17 protein-coding genes are annotated in these 21,227 nt (G+C 44.0%); 11 read left to right on the plus strand and 6 right to left on the minus strand.

Annotated features, from left to right (window positions below; genetic code table 11):
* The first annotated feature begins 383 nt into the window (after positions 1-383).
* The 4 genes from ACIGBM_RS09830 (at position 384) to ACIGBM_RS09845 (ending at position 4,633) form a co-directional block, all read left to right on the plus strand.
* Entirely contained in the window at positions 384-1,436 is a 1,053-nt protein-coding gene (locus ACIGBM_RS09830; protein ID WP_397477627.1) for a siderophore ABC transporter substrate-binding protein, read from the plus strand.
* Between the two features lie 81 nt (positions 1,437-1,517).
* Positions 1,518-2,603 carry an ABC transporter permease gene (locus ACIGBM_RS09835; RefSeq protein ID WP_397477628.1) on the plus strand — a complete coding sequence of 362 codons (1,086 nt, stop codon included), beginning with the start codon at positions 1,518-1,520 and terminating at the stop codon, positions 2,601-2,603.
* Between the two features lie 96 nt (positions 2,604-2,699).
* On the plus strand, positions 2,700-3,785 hold the full coding sequence (locus tag ACIGBM_RS09840) for an iron chelate uptake ABC transporter family permease subunit (RefSeq protein ID WP_397477629.1): 1,086 nt from the start codon (positions 2,700-2,702) through the stop codon (positions 3,783-3,785).
* Positions 3,786-3,862: 77 nt separating this feature from the next.
* Positions 3,863-4,633 carry an ABC transporter ATP-binding protein gene (locus ACIGBM_RS09845; protein WP_397477630.1) on the plus strand — a complete coding sequence of 257 codons (771 nt, stop codon included), beginning with the start codon at positions 3,863-3,865 and terminating at the stop codon, positions 4,631-4,633.
* A gap of 109 nt (positions 4,634-4,742) precedes the next feature.
* Here the strand turns inward: ACIGBM_RS09845 and ACIGBM_RS09850 are convergent, their stop codons facing one another.
* Together ACIGBM_RS09850 and ACIGBM_RS09855 are read right to left on the minus strand one after the other, a co-directional pair.
* On the minus strand, positions 4,743-6,077 hold the full coding sequence (locus ACIGBM_RS09850) for a PepSY-associated TM helix domain-containing protein (protein WP_397477631.1): 1,335 nt from the start codon (positions 6,075-6,077) through the stop codon (positions 4,743-4,745).
* 162 nt (positions 6,078-6,239) lie between these two features.
* Positions 6,240-8,327: a TonB-dependent receptor domain-containing protein gene (locus ACIGBM_RS09855; protein ID WP_397477632.1), complete on the minus strand. Its 2,088-nt coding sequence runs from the start codon at positions 8,325-8,327 to the stop codon at positions 6,240-6,242.
* Positions 8,328-8,828: 501 nt separating this feature from the next.
* Here ACIGBM_RS09855 and ACIGBM_RS09860 point away from each other — a divergent pair.
* The 5 genes from ACIGBM_RS09860 to ACIGBM_RS09880 all read left to right on the plus strand — a co-directional run bounded on the left by ACIGBM_RS09860 (position 8,829) and on the right by ACIGBM_RS09880 (position 13,349).
* Complete coding sequence (locus ACIGBM_RS09860; protein WP_057761242.1) at positions 8,829-9,104, plus strand: Trp family transcriptional regulator; 276 nt, start codon at positions 8,829-8,831, stop codon at positions 9,102-9,104.
* A 100-nt stretch (positions 9,105-9,204) separates the two neighbouring features.
* Entirely contained in the window at positions 9,205-10,623 is a 1,419-nt protein-coding gene (locus ACIGBM_RS09865; RefSeq protein ID WP_397477633.1) for an anthranilate synthase component I family protein, read from the plus strand.
* 72 nt (positions 10,624-10,695) lie between these two features.
* On the plus strand, positions 10,696-11,343 hold the full coding sequence (locus ACIGBM_RS09870) for an anthranilate synthase component II (protein ID WP_394124925.1): 648 nt from the start codon (positions 10,696-10,698) through the stop codon (positions 11,341-11,343).
* 18 nt (positions 11,344-11,361) lie between these two features.
* Positions 11,362-12,096 carry a lysozyme inhibitor LprI family protein gene (locus ACIGBM_RS09875; protein ID WP_397477634.1) on the plus strand — a complete coding sequence of 245 codons (735 nt, stop codon included), beginning with the start codon at positions 11,362-11,364 and terminating at the stop codon, positions 12,094-12,096.
* 299 nt (positions 12,097-12,395) lie between these two features.
* On the plus strand, positions 12,396-13,349 hold the full coding sequence (locus tag ACIGBM_RS09880) for a DMT family transporter (protein ID WP_296208474.1): 954 nt from the start codon (positions 12,396-12,398) through the stop codon (positions 13,347-13,349).
* 381 nt (positions 13,350-13,730) lie between these two features.
* On the opposite strand, the gene ACIGBM_RS09885 is transcribed toward ACIGBM_RS09880, so the two are convergent.
* The 4 genes from ACIGBM_RS09885 to ACIGBM_RS09900 form a co-directional block, all read right to left on the minus strand.
* Positions 13,731-14,474: an amino acid ABC transporter ATP-binding protein gene (locus ACIGBM_RS09885; RefSeq protein WP_057761251.1), complete on the minus strand. Its 744-nt coding sequence runs from the start codon at positions 14,472-14,474 to the stop codon at positions 13,731-13,733.
* Between the two features lie 124 nt (positions 14,475-14,598).
* Positions 14,599-15,282, minus strand: coding sequence for an amino acid ABC transporter permease (locus tag ACIGBM_RS09890; protein WP_179797881.1), 684 nt, complete (start codon positions 15,280-15,282; stop codon positions 14,599-14,601).
* A 74-nt stretch (positions 15,283-15,356) separates the two neighbouring features.
* The gene (locus ACIGBM_RS09895; RefSeq protein ID WP_296208476.1) at positions 15,357-16,193 is read right to left on the minus strand and encodes an amino acid ABC transporter substrate-binding protein; all 837 of its coding nucleotides are present in this window, start codon (positions 16,191-16,193) and stop codon (positions 15,357-15,359) included.
* A 429-nt stretch (positions 16,194-16,622) separates the two neighbouring features.
* Positions 16,623-17,378 (minus strand): UTRA domain-containing protein, encoded by a 756-nt coding sequence (locus ACIGBM_RS09900; RefSeq protein WP_296208479.1) that lies wholly within the window; start codon positions 17,376-17,378, stop codon positions 16,623-16,625.
* Positions 17,379-17,720: 342 nt separating this feature from the next.
* On the opposite strand from ACIGBM_RS09900, the gene hutU reads away from it, so the two are divergent.
* Complete coding sequence (gene hutU / locus ACIGBM_RS09905; protein ID WP_397477635.1) at positions 17,721-19,430, plus strand: urocanate hydratase; 1,710 nt, start codon at positions 17,721-17,723, stop codon at positions 19,428-19,430.
* 70 nt (positions 19,431-19,500) lie between these two features.
* Complete coding sequence (locus ACIGBM_RS09910) at positions 19,501-20,865, plus strand: YjiH family protein (protein WP_394124921.1); 1,365 nt, start codon at positions 19,501-19,503, stop codon at positions 20,863-20,865.
* Positions 20,866-21,227: the final 362 nt, after the last annotated feature.

The raw sequence follows: 21,227 nt of genomic DNA on the forward strand, positions 1-21,227 counted from the left end.
AGTCTCAACTACTTTATTATAACGGCTGTGTTGTTTACCCATACTATTTTTATAAAAACTATTCGTATAAAAAGTTAGTGAGTGGTACTAGGGCGTGTCCTCATTTTAAAAATGGTGATAAAAATGAGATAAATTGCCGTCAAACGAGGAAAATAGTGCAGATAATATCGAGATATTGACCAACTATTTGACGATGTTTGGCAAAATTTAGCTGTTTTTAGCCCATTTAGAGGATACTCGTTTGAATTGAGGACACGCCCTAAGTAGACTATTTATTTTATGCTTTTTATCTCAGCATCTTTCAGACTTAATATTTTTAGCGTCATTCATTTGCAATTATTTTAGACAATTGCTTAAACATTTTTTGATAGACCGAGTTCATTATGCCGACACCCTTATTATCTAGCAGATCTACCGCCTCTTTTTTCAAACGTCCATTACTGACTGCTGCCATGACAGCATTATTAGCTACCGTAGTGGCAGGATGTAGCTCGCCTGAATCTAATGACTCTGAGCCAGCAGACGCCAAAACCGAAAACCCAACGGCTGATGAATCACAGAACGTTGCTAATAATGACGCTGTATCTGCTGAGAAAATCATGGTCAATACCGTAAAAGGTGATGTTGAGCTGGCCATGAACCCATCGCCACTCGTCGTCTATGACATGACGTTGATGCAAGACTTGGCGGCGCTAGATGTGGCGGTCGATGGTATGCCTGGCGGTCTATTGCTAAAGAATCTACATTCAGAAACACAGCCTGATCCAAAATCGGTAGGTACTGTGTTTGAGCCAGATCTTGAAGCGTTGAATGCGATGCAGCCGCAAGCCATTTTGGTCGGTTCACGCATGGCAGAAAAATACGATGAGCTATCAAGTATCGCGCCGACATTGGACATGAGCATTGATACAGCCAATATCTATGAGTCAAGCAAGCAGCGCCTGCATGATCTAGGTGCGCTGTTTGGTAAAAGCGATCAAGCCGCTAAGCTACAACAGAATATCGATGGACTCATCACTGAGACCAAAAGTCTAACAAAAGAAAATAAAGGCACTGGTCTAGTCGTCATGGTCAATGGCAACAAAATGTCAGCCTATGGTGATAAGTCTCGCTATGGTTTTATCCATACTGTGCTGGGCGTACCAATGGCAGATGACAAAATTGCCGATGCGCCTCATGGTCAGCCGATATCGTTTGAATATATCCAAAAAGCCAATCCAGATTGGTTATTTGTCATCGACCGTAGTGCCGCAATTGGTGAAGACGGTATTGGCGCCAAGGCCGTATTAGACAATCCACTGGTTGCTCAGAGCAATGCATGGAGTAAGCAGCAAGTGGTTTATTTGAGCCCAGACTCTTACTTGGCATTTGGCGGCTACTACCAGTGGATGCAGGATCTCACGACGATCGAAGATGCTTTTACTAACGCTAAATAATGTCGTTGCTTATAAAAACGATTGTTGCACAAGTAAGTATTATTACCGTTAACCCTGCTCATTTTTAAGCCAGTAGAGATTATGTCGTTATTTTCACACCGTACTCATGCTAGGCTCAAATCCAGTACTGCTCCATCAGCGTCAAGCTGGCAGAGCGGTAATGGCAATGCGTTACATCGACGTACTGTCATACCACCGTGGTTCATCAATACAGCAAGCCTCATTATTATGGGGCTTTTGGTGTTATTAAGCTTATCTATTGGGGTGGCTGACTTTTCGTGGTCAGGTATTTTGCAGAGTCTGCTGACTCAGAGTGCCAACTCCGATAGCTCATTGTTATTGGTTAGCCGTATACCGCGCACCATTGCCATTATTTTAACTGGTATTGCGATGGCAGTGGCTGGGATGATTATCCAAGTAGTGCTAAAAAACCGCTTTGTAGAGCCATCCATGGTTGGTGCGACTCAGAGCGCTGCACTTGGTTTGCTGGTAGTCAGTTTACTGTTCCCTGCCAGTGCGCTTATTGTCAAAATGGGCGTGGCAACCATCGCTGCCGTTTTTGGCATGATGCTATTTATGCTGCTCATTCACCGTATTCCGCCCACTGATTTTTTGATGATTCCACTGATTGGCATTGTCTTTGGTGGCATTATCGAAGCAGTTACTACCTTTATCGCCTATCAAACCGAGTCGCTACAGATGCTGAGTGTTTGGCAGTTTGGTGATTTTTCGGGCGTATTGGCAGGGCGCTATGAGCTGTTGTGGCTCACGGGTGGACTGTGTGTGCTGGCTTATATTATTGCCGACAAGCTGACCATCGTCGGTTTGGGTGACAATATCGCTTTGAACTTAGGCATTAGTAAGCGTCAGGTCACTTGGATTGGCGTGGGTATGGTAGCTATGATGAGCGCTGTCGTGGTCGTGACTGTAGGCATGATTCCTTTTATTGGGCTGGTCGTGCCAAACATTGTGAGCCGTCTAATGGGAGATAAATTGCGTCGTAGCTTGCCAGCAGTTGCCCTAATTGGTGCTTCAGCTGTATTGCTATGCGATATTATCGGGCGTTCTATTCGCTATCCATTTGAAGTGCCGGTCGCCACTATCTTTGGTGTGGTGGGTACAGTGCTATTTTTATGGCTGTTATTACGTGCACCAGCTGAGCAGTAGCACCATGTTTACTAACTATGTGCTCACTTTTGTTACCCATGTACCGCCGTTCATTTTTTGCCTTATTAGATAAGCTTGGCACCATAGGATTTTTGTATGTTCTCATCAACTAAGCTTACTTCCACCAAGACTGATGCTACAAACACTAGCACAGCGATAGATAACTCATCTTCAGCAGATGGTCAGTATTCAGTCGCTGCACAAGGTCATTTGGCAAAGCTTTGGACATGGATAGCTGCGCATCCAAAATCTATAGCAGCTATTATTCTAATTATCTCGATGACCTTGTTTATGACACTCAATGTCAATGGCTATTGGGACTTTGCGCTACCATTACGCGGCAAAAAACTGCTGGCACTGATGGTGGTTGGCTATGCGATTGGCGTGTCGACGTTACTATTTCAGACGTTGACTCACAATCCAATTCTAACGCCCTCCCTACTCGGATTTGATTCACTCTATGTTCTGTTGCAGAGCTTACTGGTTTTCTTTTTAGGCGCGATTAGCTTTACCAGTCTCGATCCTATTGCCAAATTCACGCTAGAGATTGTCCTGATGTTTGGGGCATCTTTATTATTGTTTAAGTTATTATTTTCTAAAAGCAGTCAGGATCTGACACGGCTAATATTGGTGGGCGTTATCTTTGGTGTGTTATTTCGCAGCTTATCAGCACTCATTGGACGGCTGATTAATCCTGATGATTTTGTGGTTGTACAGTCTGCTAGCTACGCGCAGTTCAACACAGTCAACCCTCAGCTACTAGGTATCAGCTTATTTATCTGTGCCATCACTGCGATATTTGTGTGGCGCTGGCGTTACCAATGCGATGTGTTGATGCTCGGACAAGCACAGGCCGTCAACCTTGGTATCAACTATCAGCGTCTGGCATTTGGTCTATTAACTGTCATCGCTGTATTGGTTGCCACGGCCACTGCACTGGTCGGTCCAGTGACTTTCTTTGGTCTATTGGTTTGCGCATTGACCAATCGTATCGCGCGACATATGTATCACACTGAGCGGCTGATATTGGTCAGCTTGGTCGCTATGATTTGCTTAGTACTGGGTCAGACTATCTTTGAGCAAGTGCTAGATATGGCAGGCGTATTGTCAGTGGTGATAGAGCTGGCGGGTGGATTGATGTTCTTAGCATTGATATTTATGTCTCAACGTCGTTCTTTATGATTACTTAGCCGACATTGTTTATTTAGCTGATGCTGTTGATAGAGAAAACCCTAAGACTTTTTTAAATAAGACTGACTATGATTAAACTGAATAATATCTCTCACCATATTGGCAAACAACAAATCTTGCATGACATTACGTTGTCCCTACCAACGGCGCAGGTGATTGCTTTGATTGGGCCTAATGGCGCTGGGAAGTCTACGTTGTTTTCTGTTATGGCTCGCTTGCAGCCGCTACAATCTGGGCAGGTGAGCTTCGCTGTAAATAATGAGGAACGTGATATTGTCAGCTGTCAGGCGCGAACACTGGCCAAGACGGTCGCGATGCTTGGGCAAGACAATCATGTGCAAGGACGCCTACGCGTACATGAACTGCTGATGTTTGGTCGTTATCCTTATCATCAAGGGCAACCAACCGCAGACGATCAGCAAAAAGTACAGGAAATCCTCGAACGCTTTGAGCTTGAGCCACTTGCCGAGCGTTTCTTGTCAACGCTATCAGGTGGACAGCGTCAGCGCGTGCTGATCGCCATGATTGTCTGCCAAGATACACCCTATCTATTGCTCGATGAGCCACTGAACAACCTAGATATGTATCATGCTGGTCGGCTGATGCGTGAGCTACGTCAGCTTAGCCACAATCAGCAAAAAACCGTGGTAATAGTCCTGCATGATATCAACCAAGCGGCACAGTTTGCGGATACTGTAGTTACGATGAAAGCAGGAGAAGTGACGGCTGTTGGTCGCCCTGCTGATGTTATTACTAAAGAGACGATGAAAGATTTATACAACGTCGATGTCACTGTCCTAAGTCATCAGGGTCGTCCAGTGATTGTTGATACGGTTTAATGACTGGTTAGACTCAAGTACGCAATAAAAAACTCAATATAGTGCCAGCACATTGGTACTAGCAATATATTGGCACTATACTGAGCACATTAGTTTTATGTCTTAATATCTATTTAAGTTTTTGCGCTGCTTTAAGTCGTTGCTGTCGACCTTTCCACCATAAATAGACGCCGGTAATGGACAACACTGTCACCGCCAAACCTACCAGTGCTAAAAATATTTGATACAGTAAGTGACCGATGCCATGGCCAATATGACCCATATGTAAAGTCATCAACCAATTGTTTGTTTTGCTACCAAATGATGAGTTTTGATAGCCAAAACTCACCTGTTCAACGCTACCCGTTTTTGCATTGACTGTGATGGATGATGCACCGCCTTTTTTACCAATGTCCTTATCTGTCTTAAAGCGCAGCTGCCATTGACCCTCATCTTCAATCCAGCGTATGCCTAAAAACTCCCGTACTATCATGTCCTTGCTTTGGGCAGCGATGTTTGCCTGCTGACTTAAATAAGCAATGCTATTGGCTTTGTTTACCACATCAACAGCCTCGACATCGACATCTTCATTGTTTACAGCCTTAACCCTATTCGCTGTTTCTGCACCAGACGCCTGCTCCGCTTTTTCTGATGGCTTTCTTGATTTCTCCTGTCTTTCACCTCTTTCCTCGAGTCCTACGACAGCGTGCATCACAGGTTGATAGACCTCTCTTAGGTTAAAACCAACACTCGACCACGCAATGACAAACAGCATGATCCATAACCATAGCCCAAAGGCATGGTGTAGATCATAATTCAATTTAAACATATTACTTTTAGTACGGATTTTCCACGCTGGTAACCAGCGTTTAAAAAATGAGGCACGTTTTTTAGGCGAGGTTTGGTTCTGTGCTTTTTTCTTGATCGCTCTAGGAAACGTTAAGTAAAAGCCAATAAAGCAATTAATCGTCCACACGAGCGCGACAATCCCTAGTAGCAATTTTCCAATATCACCCAGTAATAAATCGCGATGCAACCAAAACACTTTCCACATGGTGTTGCGCCATGCCCACTCATCTCTATCACGAGTACCAATGATATCGCCAGTATAAGGGTGGACATAAACTTGTTGAAACGGTGCTTTTGGTTGGTTTTGGGCGGCTTTTCCTCGTGCTCTATCTACCGAAAATACAGCCGACCTCTCTGCTGCTATCGAGGTTGGCATGCTAGAAAAAGCATATTGAGGGTACGCACTGATGACCTTGTCATGAAGCTCGGCAATAGGCAAATGTGATGCGTTTTGTTTCTCAACCTGAGCCAGTTTATGGTTGAAGACATCGTCTAGCTCGTCATGAAATGCCAATAATGTGCCAGTAATACCAGTGATAATTAAAAAAGCTGCCATGGCAAGCCCAGTATAACGATGGAGCCATAGGCAAGCTTGACGAGGATTGAGTGAAATCATTAGTGTTGGTTCTTTATCATATATTGTTTTAGTAGGTACTTATCAGTTGGCACGTCATTGCTGTTACAGCCAATGTAAAAGCTAGTAGGCAATAAAAAGCCAGCTCTCGTGTAAGACAGCTGACTTTATAATTACGATTAGACTTAAATTCGATAAGCTAGATTAGAACTGATAAGTTAAAGATGTTTTGATATTACGTCCCATCTCAAAATCAGTATAGGCATCATCGATAGAGTTGCGTGATGCATGGCTTGCATAAGTCTCATCAAAGATATTGTATACACCTAGTGTGGCCTTTAGACCTTCGATTTGAGTTGGCGTATAAGTCATAAAGATATCGTGTACGTCATAGCCTGGTTTTTCGTTGTCATCACCAGCGGTATTCGGTGTCACATCGGCCACATAAGTACTGCGCCAGCCAAGCTCAGTAGTATTGGTTGGAGCGTAACCCAAGTTGACCATGTACTTATCGCCAGACTCAGATCCACTACCACTGACAGAAGAGATATTGTAACCCGTATCTTCGCCTTTGCTACGCGCACGAGCATAGCTTAGACCCATGTTGAAGTTATCTGCGCGATAGTCGGCCGATAGCTCTACACCTTTGATTTTGAAATCTTCGTCATTGTTAATGACACCTTGGCAGGCTTCAGGGGCAGCACTTGTACCTAGTTGCCCAGTTGTGCAATTCATGCCAGTCCTACTACCACCCGCACGTACAAACTCAATATAGTTTTCGATATTGGTTTCAAAGTATTTAGCACTTAATTTTAAAGAGTCATCAGCCGTAGTCAGACCACGCAGCGTTGTAGCAATACCGACTTCTGCATTGTCACCTTCTTCTGCTTTTAGGTCATTGTTTACATACGTATCAGCGCCATCGGTGTTAAAAATCGTTTGGCTAAGATCTGGACCATTAAATAACTGCGTATAGCTCGCAAATATTTGGGTACGCGGTGCAATCTCATAGCTCGCAGCCAATGCGCCAACGACATTGTCATAAGTTTTGCCAGCCGATACATACTCTGGAGACTCATAACGGTCATAGCGGACGCCTGGCGTTAAGCTAAGCTTACCCATTTGCCATTGGTCTTCTAGATACACTGAAGTATTGGTTGCTTCATCGGTGCTCGCATTACCAAAGTCACGTGTCATCTCAGATTCTTTTTTGTAATGCTCAACCCCAGCGATTAACTTATGAACCCCTGGCACACCATTGATGATACTGCTATCGACGATACTGGTGTTTTGTACTTTTGCGCCTGTGGTTTGGACTTCTGCATCAAACTCAAACCCAGGTTCGCCATCAGAGTTACGCAAAATCTGCGTGCTAGTCTGATATACATTAGCGTCTACATTAACCAATTGGTTGGCAGGGTTGTAAGCATAGTCAAGCGCATAGGTATCACGTTTGACTTCCTGCGGGATGATTGGGTTCCAGCCACCAGCAGGAAAATCTGGACGTAATGGGAATTTGCCTTTGTTTTCGGTACGGCTAAAGCTAGCGCCTACATGATGATCACTACCGACATAAGCACCAGCTTTTAATAGGATGTTTTCGCCTTCGCTGTCTTCCGTTTGGATTTTACGGCCTTTACCGTCTTCACCAGCGTCCGCATTGCGTTTGCCATAATAAGCCAGTAAATCAATATTTTCTGTTGGCGCACCATACACAGTGGCAGAAGTTAGCAGTTCATCATTGTTGCTAGCATAACCTGTATGCAGCTTAGCACCTACCTTTTGACCTGGCTTGAGTAAATCTGCCGCGTCGACTGTCTCAAAAGCAACCGCACCGCCGATGGCATCATTGCCTAGCGTCACTGAGTTATTGCCCACTGATACTTCTGCTTGTTTTAGCAGATCTGGATCAATAGTGACGTCACCCATATGGTAGAACAACGCGCCTTCTTGACGTGCGCCATCAATCGTGACTTTTAGATTGGTATCATCAAGACCGCGTACACGAATACGTTGGTTAACCGATGAAGTACCGCCCACGCTTACCCCTGGTACAACGTCCAGAAAATCGCTCAAATGGCTGGCTTGTGCAGCTGGGGTGTAGTCATCTATGTAGACAGAGTCTTCTTGTACAGCGTCACGTACTGAGCTATTCGCTGTTACAGTGATAGTCTGTAATGTCGTATTTGGCATATCTGCTGCCGTTGCGGCACTGGCAGCTTGTGTCCACAATACAGCGGCAACACCGATAGACAATACTGTCAATTGACTAGATAACTTTACTTCGCGCATAACACATTTACTCACTTTGATTACTGTCAGAAATTAGAATTTTTAGAATTATTTTTAAGGGCTATCATCGAAAACCCTTGAAATAGCGCCTACCAGAAGATGGAATATCCTGAAAACGCTTAACTCATCATGCGAATAACATGATTAATGTTAATGATAATGATTTGCGTTTAAATAATGAGAGGCATAATAACGAAGTATTAACACTTTGGCAATAATTAATATAATAAATTCTCTGTTTTAGCCCTGAATATGCTGAGAGAGTGCAAAAATGCTTCGATACTGGTTATAAAATTATCATTCAATATTATTCTGGCTATGTATTAAGGCTATATATAGTCAGGCGTAGGCGCTTATCACTTCTATAGTAGTCTGATATTAACTTAGCTCATCACTTGTTTTTCTTGTACTACTGTACTAGAATACTGAAACAAGATAGTTCTCAGCGAAAAATTGCTCAATAAACGAGCTATCTATTTTCTTTGGCTAAGATTACCTATTATGACTACCGATCCTTATCAGAGCTTAGTGAAACATTTGACCAACTGTACTGATAGCGCAGATATCGAAAAGCTGCTCAGTGCCCTGCTGACCGATAAAGAACAGCATGACATTGCCAATCGTATTCGCATTTTTGACTTGCTAGATCGTGGCATCACTCAGCGTGATATCTCTGAGCAGCTAGGTGTTGGTATCGCCACTGTCTCTCGCGGTGCCAAGGCCAAGCAAAGCCATGATGTCAGCGCGTTACTGGCCACTCATAGAGACCGCTCTTAGCCTCTGACGACGATACTATCTAGCTTTTTACTGACGACTCTCACGCTTATTAATCGACACTTATTAATCAACGCATATTTGAACCATTTCGGACTTTGTTATGACCTCTAGTACTCGCATACAGACCAAGCCTGCTCCTATCGATATTCCGAGCAAACCACAACGCATCAAACTGACGCAAGATATCGATTTTTTTGCATTATTCAAACGTATCGAAAGCGCGTTTGATACCTGCTATTTGCTCGAATCATTGGGTGAAGACAGCCATATCTCGCGCCATCATGCGATCGGCTTTGATCCTGTGACGACTATCGCAGCATTAGATCGCAACACGCTTGCGATTACCGATAATAAAACTGCTGAGAAAAGCCATTATCAAACCGACAACCCTTATCAACTGCTGCGTGACATAACGCCGCAGCATGTTATTGCCCGTGATCAAAGCGGTGGTTTGGTCGGGTATTTGGGTTATGACTGCGTGAACTTCTTTGAACCTAGCCTCAATGCAAAGGCCAGTGAAGACTTTGAACCGTTTAAGTTTGGCGTGTATCTAGATGGATTGACCCTAGATAAAATGACTGGGGAAATCTTTTATTTTTATTACCCAACTGCTCAGCAAGAAAACCGTATCGAGCAAATCAAGGCTCTGCTTGATGAGCCAACGCCTAGTTATGAAGCGCCTAAAGTTGAATTTTTAGGTGATGGTATGAGCCAAGAAGAGCATGCCAATGTCGTCATGCAAGTTAAAGAAGACATCATCGCTGGGCGTATCTTTCAGTGCGAAGTAGGCTTTAAATCTAAATACCGTATTGCCGGTGACAAAATGCCGATTTATGAAAAGCTGCGTGCCGTCAACCCATCACCGCACATGTATTTTATGAAATTTGCGCAGCAGTGCATCATTGGCGCTTCTCCTGAGCTGCTATTCCGCTTGCGTCAGGGTGAAATGGAAACTTATCCACTCGCAGGCACTGCCAAACGCGGCGTCGATGTGATAGAGGATCGTCAGCTTGCCCGCGCCTTGCTCAACGATGCCAAAGAGATTGCCGAGCACAATATGCTAGTCGATTTGCATCGCAATGATATTGGCCGTGTGGCACGATTTGGTACGGTAAAAGTACGTAGCTTGATGGATATCAAACGCTTCTCTCACGTGCAGCATATTTCTTCTGAGATCGTTGGTATCCTGCATCCTAACGAAGATATGTTTAGTGCCCTTGCTAGCAATTTCCCTGCTGGTACGCTATCAGGCGCACCTAAAGTAGAAGCCATTAAAGTGATTAATGAGCTAGAGCCGGATGGTCGCGGTGCTTACGGTGGTGCATTAGGCTCGTTCAATTTTAATGGTGATTGTATCTTTGCCATTCCAATTCGCAGCCTCTTTATCAATGGCGAGTCTGCCTACGCTCAAACTTGTGGTGGTAACGTTTACGACTCCAACCCAGCAGATGAATACTTAGAGATTCAGCGTAAACTGTCGGCGATGAAAGTCGTGTTAGATAGCTTTATGCAATCATAATTGAAGCCAAACATACCGCATAAATTGACCATATTTTACCTAGCACTATTTTTACAAAAGAGTTTATGACCCATGAATGTTTTAATTATCGATAACTACGACTCGTTTACCTTCAATCTCTACCAGTATGTGGGCGAGATTCTCCAAACCTTAGACAGTAATAAAGAAGCTAGCGTCATCGTTAAGCGCAATAACGAAATAACCTTAGCAGATGTAGAAGCGATGAATCTTGATAGAATTATCATTTCGCCTGGCCCTGGCTCCCCTGACGATCCGGCGTACTTTGGCATCTGTGCAGAGGTGATCGAGACACTGGGCAAAACTGTGCCGCTATTAGGCGTTTGCTTGGGTATGCAAGGCATTGCTCATGTATTTGGTGGTGACGTGGTACGCGCCAGTGTGCCGATGCATGGCAAAGTCTCATCAATTCGCCATGATAACTCAGGTATCTATCAAGGTTTACCACAAGAGCTTGAGATCATGCGCTATCACTCACTGGTGGTAAAAGCCGACACTATACCAAGCTGTCTGACAATTACCTCAGTAGTCGCTAATGACAGCCGTGCTGAATTGAGCTTTGCTGAGTCAGCATTGACTGGTGATGAGATTATGGGACTGGCGCACAAAGAGTACCCAATCCAAGGCGTACAGTTTCATCCTGAGTCGTTTGCCACTGAAGGCGCTAAGCGATTGCTGAGTAATTTTTTGCTGCAGGTATAAACCTATATGTCCGTCTCCATGTCTAGCTCAAGCCTAAATACATCCAACTTACTTAGACGTACTGCGTTGCTCTTGAGCCTAATGCTAGTGACCTCTGTCAGTTCGGCTGTAGCACCTGTACAGGCAAACTTTACAATGGGTATGGACATCCAAGGTCAACGTCTTAACCTTTATGAGAGCTGTGCAGAAGGAAGTGTTACTTGCAACAATATGCTGCTAGTCGCTCCCGATTTAGGACGGCTATTGCAGACAACACAAGGACCTAGTAAGTCGCCCTATGCTGTCAAATACTACTCTGCGCAAACCAAGCATAGCTTATGTAAAGATGGCATGACCCCGTGTCGATTTCAGGGTTATATCTTTGAAGGCGAAGATTTTGAGGGGTTTATAGATACATCGAACCATGAGATATCTATAAGAAGTAAATGGACAGTCGATACCTATAGTGCCACCTACAAAGAAAACGCGACTTATCTGCCATTAGCATCACAAGCTGCTCTGATTGATCAGATATATAATACGTCTGATAAAGCATTGAATGAAAGCTACAGAGTAACGCGAAATGAAGTCAGACGCTTGTACGGTGAGGATATGGCGGCTGACCTTAAAAAAGAACAGACTCAGTGGATAAAACAGCGCTCACAAAATTGCGGAGCTGATACGGATCATCTACCAAGAACCCAAGTGGAAAAAGTGTGCTTTATTCAGCGAAATGCTCTCCAAGAGCAAACATTCTTTTTATGGATTGATTAACAGCGACTATAGAAGCGGAAAAATGGTGCGAACATGAATATGATATGAGTTAATGATTCGATATTGTTTAGGTTATTTAGCAAACGCTAGCCATTTTTTAGCCATTTTAATAACTATTGATTGAATTTAGCATACGCCCTAGTAGCCACTTATTATCTTTTAGTGATAGACTCAAAAGAACAAACAAAAGACAGCCTTTAATAAGGTTGTCTTTTCTTATTTCAGTATTGCTTGGAGAGATTGTATCAATAGCAATCTTACAACATCTTGTGTCACTTAGATCGTAAGAAGAAAACAGTATGGCAAACATCGACAACGGAATGACGAACCACTCGCATCAATCATGGCTAGGCACCATTCAAATCATCACGGCTGCTATTTGTTGGGGTACGTTGGGTATATTCTCGACCTATCTCAACCAAATTGGGTTTAGTGGTTGGCAAGTAACGATATTACGCATTGTCACGGCGGCCTTTATCATCTTAGCCATGCTACCAAAACTGTGGCCACACCTTATCAAATTACAGCCAAAGCAGTGGCTTGGTTTGGCGATGCAGTCGTTGATAGGTGTCCTTGGTATGTCTGTCTGCTACTTTTTTGCGGTCAGTTATGTTGGCGCTGGCCCTGCCGTCGCCTTACTCTATACCGCGCCCGTATTTAGCTTATTGTTCTCAAAATTCTTACTGAGTGAGTCCATCACTCGTAAATCAGTTTTGCTAGCACTAATGGCGGTGTTTGGTGTTGGATTGACGATGTTAGGTGAGCAAGCGAAAGTTAACTGGGGGATTTTACTCGGTCTATCAGCAGGGATGTGTTATTCGTTATATGGCGTATTGGGCAAGCGCGCAATGCATTACGCTCACCCTGCCCCTCTGGTATTTTTCACTTCCATTATCATTAGTGCTGGCGTACTACTGCTCTTGCCTGAGACCTATAACACTTATGAGCAGCTATTAGATCTGCCCTTGATGACTTGGGGCTATGTTTTGGGATTGTCACTGCTGGGAACCGTCGTGCCATTTGGGCTATATATGAAGGCATTGGAAAAGCTGCCCGCCACTCGTGCATCGGTATTTACGATTTTTGAGCCATTGACTGCGATTGCGCTCGCGATGCTATTACTGCATCAATCTTTGTCTTGGATTCAATATCTGGGCGTGGCGCTTATTTTGCTGGCGGCTTTATTAAATGCTGTGTTGAACGGTACTGCCACTCGCATACCTCGCTGGTTAAAACAACGACAAAAAATATAGTATTACTGTCTATTCAGTTAGGGTCTGTTGAACATTCAAATATTAGGGCTGCTGATTGCTAAAATTGCACCAAATTAGGCGCAAGCCGACGATAATGTCGAGACCTTAACTAGGATTGCAACAACGTTTGGGGTGATTTTAGCATCAGCCTTTCAGGGCAGTACTATTTTCTGCCAATATATGGCGAAATTATTTAACCTAGAATGACTAGGTGTCAAAAATTTCACTGCATATTGTCTAAAAAATAGTGACTGCCAGCACCACATTTGAATGTTCAACAGACCCTAAAATACGTCCCATTTATTTCGATAAAAAAAGCCCCAACCATAGCATCATGATTGGGGCTTTTTTGTTTGATTACTTACGCAAAAACAAACGTTTTTACTGCTCAATACGTTGTAAAAATGCCTGCGTACGAGGATGCTTTGAGTCTTCAAACAGCTGCTTGGCACTGCCTTCTTCAACCACATGACCATCCTCAATCAGTACAACATGATCGGCAACGTCACGAGCAAAGTTGATTTCGTGAGTCACTACGACCATCGTCCAACCTTCAGAGGCGAGCTGCTTCATTGTCTCTAGCACATCTTGTACCAACTCTGGATCAAGTGCAGAGGTTGGCTCATCAAACAGTAATAATGACGGCTCAATAGCAAGCGCACGGGCAATACCAATACGCTGCTGCTGACCACCAGATAACTGGAACGGATAGAGATCCGCTTTGTCCGACAGTCCAACTTTCTCAAGTAGTACCAATGCCTGCTCACGGGCTTGCGCTTTGCTTTGCCCCTGTACTACCGTAGGCCCAAGCATCAAGTTTTCAATGGCTGTCTTATGTGGAAACAAGTTATAAGACTGAAATACCATACCTGATTTACGCTGTAAGGCTAGTAGCGTTTTTTTGCTTGGCTTAGTCGCAAAGTCGACGCTCAAGCTATCGTCATCAAAAGCAATCACACCTTGATCAGGAATCTCTAGCGCATTCAAACAACGCAAAAAGGTGGTTTTACCCGATCCTGAAGGTCCTAATATTACGACCACTTTGCCTTTATTGATAGTCAAGTCGATGCCTTTTAGCACCTGATTGCCACCAAAGGCTTTATGAATATTAGTGACTTTGATCATAAAAATTCCTGTTGTACTGGTCTTTATTTGCGACTGTTTATTCTTGCGTGCTTGTTCTTAAGCGCTTGTATGACTAATGGCTACGGAGCTAATAAAATCTGGCTAATAATTATCCAACCATCAATTATTTTGCCACATAGCGATCTAACCTAGTTTCAAGCTTGCCTTGGATAAAGGTCAAGAACAGACAGATACCCCAATAAATAATTGCCGCTTCTGTATAGACCAGCATAAACTCATAGTTACGAGCTGTGATAATCTGCGCCTGTTTGAACAGCTCAGTGACCAGTACCAATGAAGCAAGTGAGGTATCTTTTACCAGACTGATAAAGGTATTGGACAACGGCGGCACCGATACTCTAAGCGCCTGCGGTAAAATCACATGACGAAAAGTCTGTAGATACGTCAAACCAACCGTCGAGCCTGCTTCCCACTGTCCTTTTGGTATCGATAAAATCGAAGCACGCACTGTCTCCGATGCATACGCACCGATGTTCAGTGAGAACGCAATAATCGCTGAAGGAAAGGGATCGAGCTTCACCCCGACACTTGGCAGACCATAAAAAATAATAAACAGCTGAACCAGCATCGGTGTACCGCGAATGGCGGACACATAGACACGAGCGAGCCGATAAATGATTTCATGGAACCAAGTGGCACGCGGAATAATACGAATCAATGCCACTGTCAGTGCAATGGCCATACCAATCGCAAATGAGATCAATGCCAGCGGTATCGAATAATATATACCGCCTTTGAGCATTGGCCAAAACGACGAGATGACAATCTGCGCTCGATCAGGACTCATAAATGGCAATACTGCCAATAAGTCCGCGAACCATGATGTAGACATTACAGAAGCTGACATGATAGAAACTGACATTATTTTTGTTGACTTATATCAGCACCAAAGAACTGTTCGCTAAGCTTGGTAAGTGTGCCTTCAGCTGCCAATTCAGCCATTGCTTCATCCAGTTTTGCTACGACTTCATCATCACCTTTGATAAGCACTAGACCTGAACCAGTTTGTTCACTAGCAGGTGCAGTTAATTTAATCTCAAGATCAGAATCCGGGAATTTTTTGAGATAATCCAATACCGCTAGATTGTCATTCATCGTAAAGTCAGCACGGTCCTGCTTCACTAATTGAATCGCTTGCGCCATACCATCGACAGGAACGATCTCTGCACCATAACGCTCTGCAAGCTCACCGTAGTTACTGCTAAGTGATTGCGCCGTACGTAGGCCTTTTAGACCTTCCCACGAGCTGTAACGGTTGTCATCAGTAGGTGCCAATACAACTGCACCTGACCAGCTATAAGCCATCGCTTTGTCATATTTTGCTTTACGCTCAGGCGTGGTCAGACTAACTTGGTTAGCCACCATATCAAAGCGTTTTGAATCCAAACCAGCCAGCATCGCATCCCATTGAGTTTCTTTAAACTCAACGTCTACGCCTAGTTTATCCGCGACTGCACGCGTTACTTCAACATCATAACCCGTTAGTTTGCCGCTCTCATCATGATACGTGAACGGAGGATAAGTCCCCTCTGTACCGACGTTGATAGTGCCGCCGTTGTTGATACGTTGTAGCAAATCAGAACCGCCTGTTGCAGCGCTGTCAGTTGCACTGGTATCGGCTTCGTTGGTAGTAGATTGACCACAAGCGGCAAGGAACATAGTACTGGCGGCAAGGGCTAAGAGAGTACGACGTTTCATAAGACGTCCTTATAAGAGTGAATGAATAAAGTAAAAACGCATAATGCTAATAAAATATATGGTGCTAATAAATAGGACAAGCCGACACAGAAGAACAATATAAGCTCTTCTATGATATTCGGCTTTGGTTGCCCGATTTGAGGCTATTCGGGCTATTTTTCAATACTGTTTCTATATTATATTTTAATTTTTAACGATTGTTCAAATATTCTGATGACTTTAATTAACGCCAATTGCTATCTTATTAAATAGCAGCTTATGGATATAGTATCTCACTTTAGACAGAAAAACGTACACAATCAGTGAGCATACGTAAGCTATAGTCAGTTCAATATAATTTCGATACACGGAAACCGAGTGCAAGTTATACATGAGTACGCTTAGCGAGGATGACGATGTAGCGGATTTATATAGGCTTGACTATATCTACTACAACTCGCCTGAGAACTGATAGCGATCACCCGCGTGCCACATTTTTACAAAGGTAACGACTTGGCCAGCCGAATAGGTCTGTCGACGCAACACAAGCGTTGGTGACTGCGGCGCAATTTGCAAAAACTCAGCAATCTCATCAGGGGCTGCCAATGCTCGAATGGTATAGCTGCCACTCTCTAGAGGGCTTTTAGCGATTAAATAATCACTGGTATTGACCACACTAAAATCCTGATCGATAAACTTCGGCACTTTTTTGGCATCGACCCAACGTTCTTCAAACTGTATAGGCTGACCATCAGCAAAATGAATAATTTTTACTTCATACAGGACAGCTTCATCACTAGCGTCTGTCTGAGCGTTTGTGTTAACAGGCACAGACCCTTCATTAATACCAAACTTACGACGCAGCTCATTATCGAGCATATCAGCCGTAATAGCACGCTTACTCACGACCTGTGCCTCATAATCACGATTGGCAGACTTTAAATCCTGTGCAATATTGCGCACTTCTACAAAGGTATGATTGAACTGCTGCTGCGCGACAAACGTGCCCGACCCTTGCCGACGCTCCAGTACCCGCTCCTCGCTCAGCTCTTTTAGCGCACGGTTGACCGTCATTCTTGACACACCAAACTCTTCAGCCAGTGCCATTTCTGTCGAAATCGCATTGCCTGCCTGCCACTTACCAGAATGAATGTTGTCTAGTATGGCGTTTTTTATGCGTTGATACGCCGGAATCGTCTTTGTCATATCCGCCTTTAACCGTCAGTTTTGCTAATAGGAATGACCACATAATATCACGAGACCACCGTGCAAGCCTTAGTCAAAATGTCTGAGCGTTCAGTATTAACTAGGGCGCTTTTCAACTCACTCGATGTTATCTAAATCGGCTGAGTGAATAACAAAAATAATCAGCTCATGAAAAAAAATCCTTGCATGAAAAAAGCATCTTTGATAATTTGTATATACAATTTTACGGCAGGATCAATAATTCAGCACATTTAGCAAGCAGTTAAGTGCACTCTTAGACTGATCGTAAACCACTCAATTTGATTACTCAATCGACTTAAAAGATTTCACAAGGATTTGACCATGACTACTGATAACAATAGCAACAAACCTACTCGACGCGATGAGAGCCGTAATATTGCTGCGCCTACCGGTAGCACGCTACATTGCAAAAGCTGGCTAACCGAAGCCCCTTACCGCATGTTGCAAAACAATCTGCATCCTGATGTGGCAGAAAACCCAAAAAGCCTAGTTGTTTATGGTGGTATTGGGCGCGCAGCCCGTAACTGGGAAAGCTACGATCAAATCTTAGAATCATTAAAAGAGTTAGAAGATGACGAGACGTTGCTAGTACAGTCTGGCAAACCAGTCGGCGTGTTTCAAACACATGAAAACGCACCACGTGTATTGATTGCCAACTCCAACCTTGTACCGCGCTGGGCAACGTGGGAGCACTTCAACGAGTTAGATCGCAAAGACCTGTTTATGTACGGTCAAATGACTGCGGGTAGCTGGATTTATATCGGTACGCAAGGCATCGTCCAAGGTACGTATGAGACTTTTGTGGAAGCAGGTCGTCAGCATTATGACGGTAGCTGGGCGGGTCGTTGGATTTTGACCGCGGGACTTGGCGGTATGGGCGGCGCGCAGCCATTAGCTGCGACTTTTGCTGGTGCGACTTCGTTAAACATTGAGTGTCAGCAGTCTAGTATTGATTTCCGTTTGCGCACGGGTTATGTCGACAAGCAAGCAGACGATCTTGACCATGCTTATGAGTTAATCAAACAACATACGGACGCTGGTGAAGCCGTCTCTATCGCCCTACTTGGCAATGCCACAGATATCTTACCTGAGATGGTCAAGCGTGCTAACGCTGGTGGCATGAAGCCTGATTTGGTCACCGATCAAACCTCAGCACATGATTTGATCAATGGCTATCTACCAAGCGGCTGGACCGTAGAGGAATGGAAAGCCGCACAAGAAGATCCAGAGCAACATGCAGCACTGACCAAAGCAGCTGCTCAATCTTGTGCGGTACATGTACAAGCGATTTTAGACTTGCAAGCGATGGATATTCCAGCGACTGATTACGGTAATAATATCCGTCAAGTGGCGTTTGATGAAGGAGTCAAAGATGCCTTTAACTTCCCAGGTTTTGTCCCTGCTTATATTCGTCCGCTATTTTGCCAAGGCAAAGGCCCATTCCGCTGGGTAGCGTTATCAGGTGATCCAGAAGATATCTATAAGACTGATCAAAAAATCAAAGAGCTATTCCCTGAAAACAAACATATCCATCGCTGGTTAGATATGGCAAAAGAACGCATTCAATTTCAGGGCTTGCCTGCTCGTATCTGTTGGTTAGGTCTGGGCGAACGTGATAAAGCAGGTTTGGCATTCAATGAAATGGTCAAAAACGGCGAGCTAAAAGGCCCGATCGTTATTGGTCGTGACCACTTAGACACGGGTTCTGTTGCCAGTCCAAACCGCGAAACAGAAAGCATGAAAGATGGCTCAGATGCGGTCTCTGATTGGGCATTATTGAATGGCATGCTCAATGTCGCAGGCGGCGCGACTTGGGTATCACTACATCATGGCGGTGGTGTTGGCATGGGCTACTCGCAGCACTCCGGCATGGTCATCGTCGCAGACGGTACTGATGCAGCAGCCAAAAGACTGTCACGCGTATTAGTCAACGATTGCGGTTCAGGCGTTATGCGTCATGCTGATGCAGGTTATGAGCTGGCGATTAAGACAGCGAAAGACTATGGTCTAAATCTGCCGATGATTAAATAGTTTGTCCCTTGTCTTTATACGCCTTAGCTGGGTATAAGGACATAATCGGCGTTTTATCAAGGAGGATAATATGATTGAACAAAATACAGCATCTGATCTGAACGATGAAAATGCAACGATATCGTCAAAAAAACTGCTATCAACCCCTATCGCATTAATACAGCTGATCGTATTCAGTGCGATCGGTTTAGTGATGTTTTTTGTGCCATTTACCATTGGCGAGAAAAGCACGATTTTGTTCGATCATGGCGCAACCTATCTAATCACTCAGCAGCATACCTTGTCCGTGACGCTATTATTTTTACTCATGCTCTATGGAGTGAGTAAGCCATTTATCGATGGCTCATGGCGTAAAAATATCACTCACATGATTATGACGACCTTCAAGATCATCGGTCTGATGTTGGCAGTGATGTATGTGGCTGACATAGCGCCTGCCTTTATGATGGAAAAGGACATGCTGCCGTTTCTATTTGAAAAACTGGCCTTACCAGTCGGTATGATTGTACCGCTTGGGGCACTGATATTGGCCTTCTTGGTTGGTTTTGGCTTACTAGAAATGGTTGGTGTGCTCATGCAGCCGATTATGAAACCTATTTGGAAAACCCCAGGCTCATCAGCGATTGATGCTGTTGCTTCCTTTGTCGGTAGCTACTCTATTGGTTTGCTCATCACCAATCGTGTGTACTTGCAAAAGCAATATTCAGCGCGTGAAGCCATTATCATTGCGACTGGGTTTTCGACTGTATCAGCGGCGTTTATGGTTATTGTTGCCAAAACGCTTGGTCTGATGGAGTTCTGGAATGTGTTCTTTTGGTCTACGCTAGTAATTACCTTTATTGTTACTGCGATTACTGCTCGTATTCCGCCTATCAGTCTCTTTGATGATCATGTCGAACGTCCAGCTTTAGATTATAAAGGTGGTACACGGCTAGCTGCAGCATTTGACTTGGGATTATCCACTTCGCGCCGTGCCACTGACCTCAAACAAATCTTGTGGTCTAACTTTCGTGATGGCCTGACGATGGCAGCCGCCATTGTGCCATCTATCATCGCGGTCGGCTTAACAGGATTACTATTAGCAAAATATACGCCCGTATTCGATGCGTTGGGCTTGCTTCTCTATCCCTTTACATGGCTTGGCGGCCTACCAGAACCGCTAGTCGCTGCCAAAGGCATGTCAGCGGGATTGGCTGAGATGTTCTTGCCAGCATTATTGCTAAGTGAGGCAGATATTCTGACACGCTATGTCGCAGGGGTCATCTCCATCAGCAGCGTGCTGTTCTTCTCAGCCATGATTCCGTGTGTGCTTGCGACCGAGATTCCTGTCTCCGTTGGCAAAATGGTCATCATTTGGTTCGAGCGCGTTGTACTTAGTATTTTATTGGCTGCGGCATTCGGACATCTGGCTATGTACCTCAATTGGATTGGCTAAAAAATTCAAACTTAATAATAAATATTTCGTTGATTAAAATCCTTTTAACAACTTCATTTTAATAAAGATACTAGGGCGTGTCCTCAATTTAAACGAGTGTCCTCTAAATGGGCTAAAAACAGCTAAATTTTGCCAAACATCGTCAAATAGTTGGTCAATATCTCGATATTATCTGCACTATCTTCCTTGTTTGACGGCAATTTATCTCATTTTTATCACCATTTTTAAAATGAGGACACGCCCTAAACAAAAATAATATAACCCATATAATCGATTCAATTTAAAAGTAGTACAAGGCAACCGAGTGTAGATGTATATGTGATACTTCAAGCGAGGTTAACGCTGTAATACTTTTATAGTGG

The sequence above is a fragment of the Psychrobacter sp. NPDC077938 genome (assembly GCF_044542635.1).
In the GTDB taxonomy this organism is placed as follows: Bacteria; Pseudomonadota; Gammaproteobacteria; order Pseudomonadales; family Moraxellaceae; genus Psychrobacter.

Excerpts from the sequence above, each read along its gene's own strand:
- ACIGBM_RS09830 (WP_397477627.1), top strand. The coding sequence starts at position 384 with ATGCCGACACCCTTATTATCTAGCAGATCTACCGCCTCTTTTTTCAAA.
- ACIGBM_RS09835 (WP_397477628.1), top strand. The coding sequence starts at position 1,518 with ATGTCGTTATTTTCACACCGTACTCATGCTAGGCTCAAATCCAGTACT.
- ACIGBM_RS09840 (WP_397477629.1), top strand. The coding sequence starts at position 2,700 with ATGTTCTCATCAACTAAGCTTACTTCCACCAAGACTGATGCTACAAAC.
- ACIGBM_RS09845 (WP_397477630.1), top strand. The coding sequence starts at position 3,863 with ATGATTAAACTGAATAATATCTCTCACCATATTGGCAAACAACAAATC.
- ACIGBM_RS09850 (WP_397477631.1), bottom strand. The coding sequence starts at position 6,077 with ATGATTTCACTCAATCCTCGTCAAGCTTGCCTATGGCTCCATCGTTAT.
- ACIGBM_RS09855 (WP_397477632.1), bottom strand. The coding sequence starts at position 8,327 with ATGCGCGAAGTAAAGTTATCTAGTCAATTGACAGTATTGTCTATCGGT.
- ACIGBM_RS09860 (WP_057761242.1), top strand. The coding sequence starts at position 8,829 with ATGACTACCGATCCTTATCAGAGCTTAGTGAAACATTTGACCAACTGT.
- ACIGBM_RS09865 (WP_397477633.1), top strand. The coding sequence starts at position 9,205 with ATGACCTCTAGTACTCGCATACAGACCAAGCCTGCTCCTATCGATATT.
- ACIGBM_RS09870 (WP_394124925.1), top strand. The coding sequence starts at position 10,696 with ATGAATGTTTTAATTATCGATAACTACGACTCGTTTACCTTCAATCTC.
- ACIGBM_RS09875 (WP_397477634.1), top strand. The coding sequence starts at position 11,362 with ATGTCTAGCTCAAGCCTAAATACATCCAACTTACTTAGACGTACTGCG.
- ACIGBM_RS09880 (WP_296208474.1), top strand. The coding sequence starts at position 12,396 with ATGGCAAACATCGACAACGGAATGACGAACCACTCGCATCAATCATGG.
- ACIGBM_RS09885 (WP_057761251.1), bottom strand. The coding sequence starts at position 14,474 with ATGATCAAAGTCACTAATATTCATAAAGCCTTTGGTGGCAATCAGGTG.
- ACIGBM_RS09890 (WP_179797881.1), bottom strand. The coding sequence starts at position 15,282 with ATGAGTCCTGATCGAGCGCAGATTGTCATCTCGTCGTTTTGGCCAATG.
- ACIGBM_RS09895 (WP_296208476.1), bottom strand. The coding sequence starts at position 16,193 with ATGAAACGTCGTACTCTCTTAGCCCTTGCCGCCAGTACTATGTTCCTT.
- ACIGBM_RS09900 (WP_296208479.1), bottom strand. The coding sequence starts at position 17,378 with ATGACAAAGACGATTCCGGCGTATCAACGCATAAAAAACGCCATACTA.
- hutU (WP_397477635.1), top strand. The coding sequence starts at position 17,721 with ATGACTACTGATAACAATAGCAACAAACCTACTCGACGCGATGAGAGC.
- ACIGBM_RS09910 (WP_394124921.1), top strand. The coding sequence starts at position 19,501 with ATGATTGAACAAAATACAGCATCTGATCTGAACGATGAAAATGCAACG.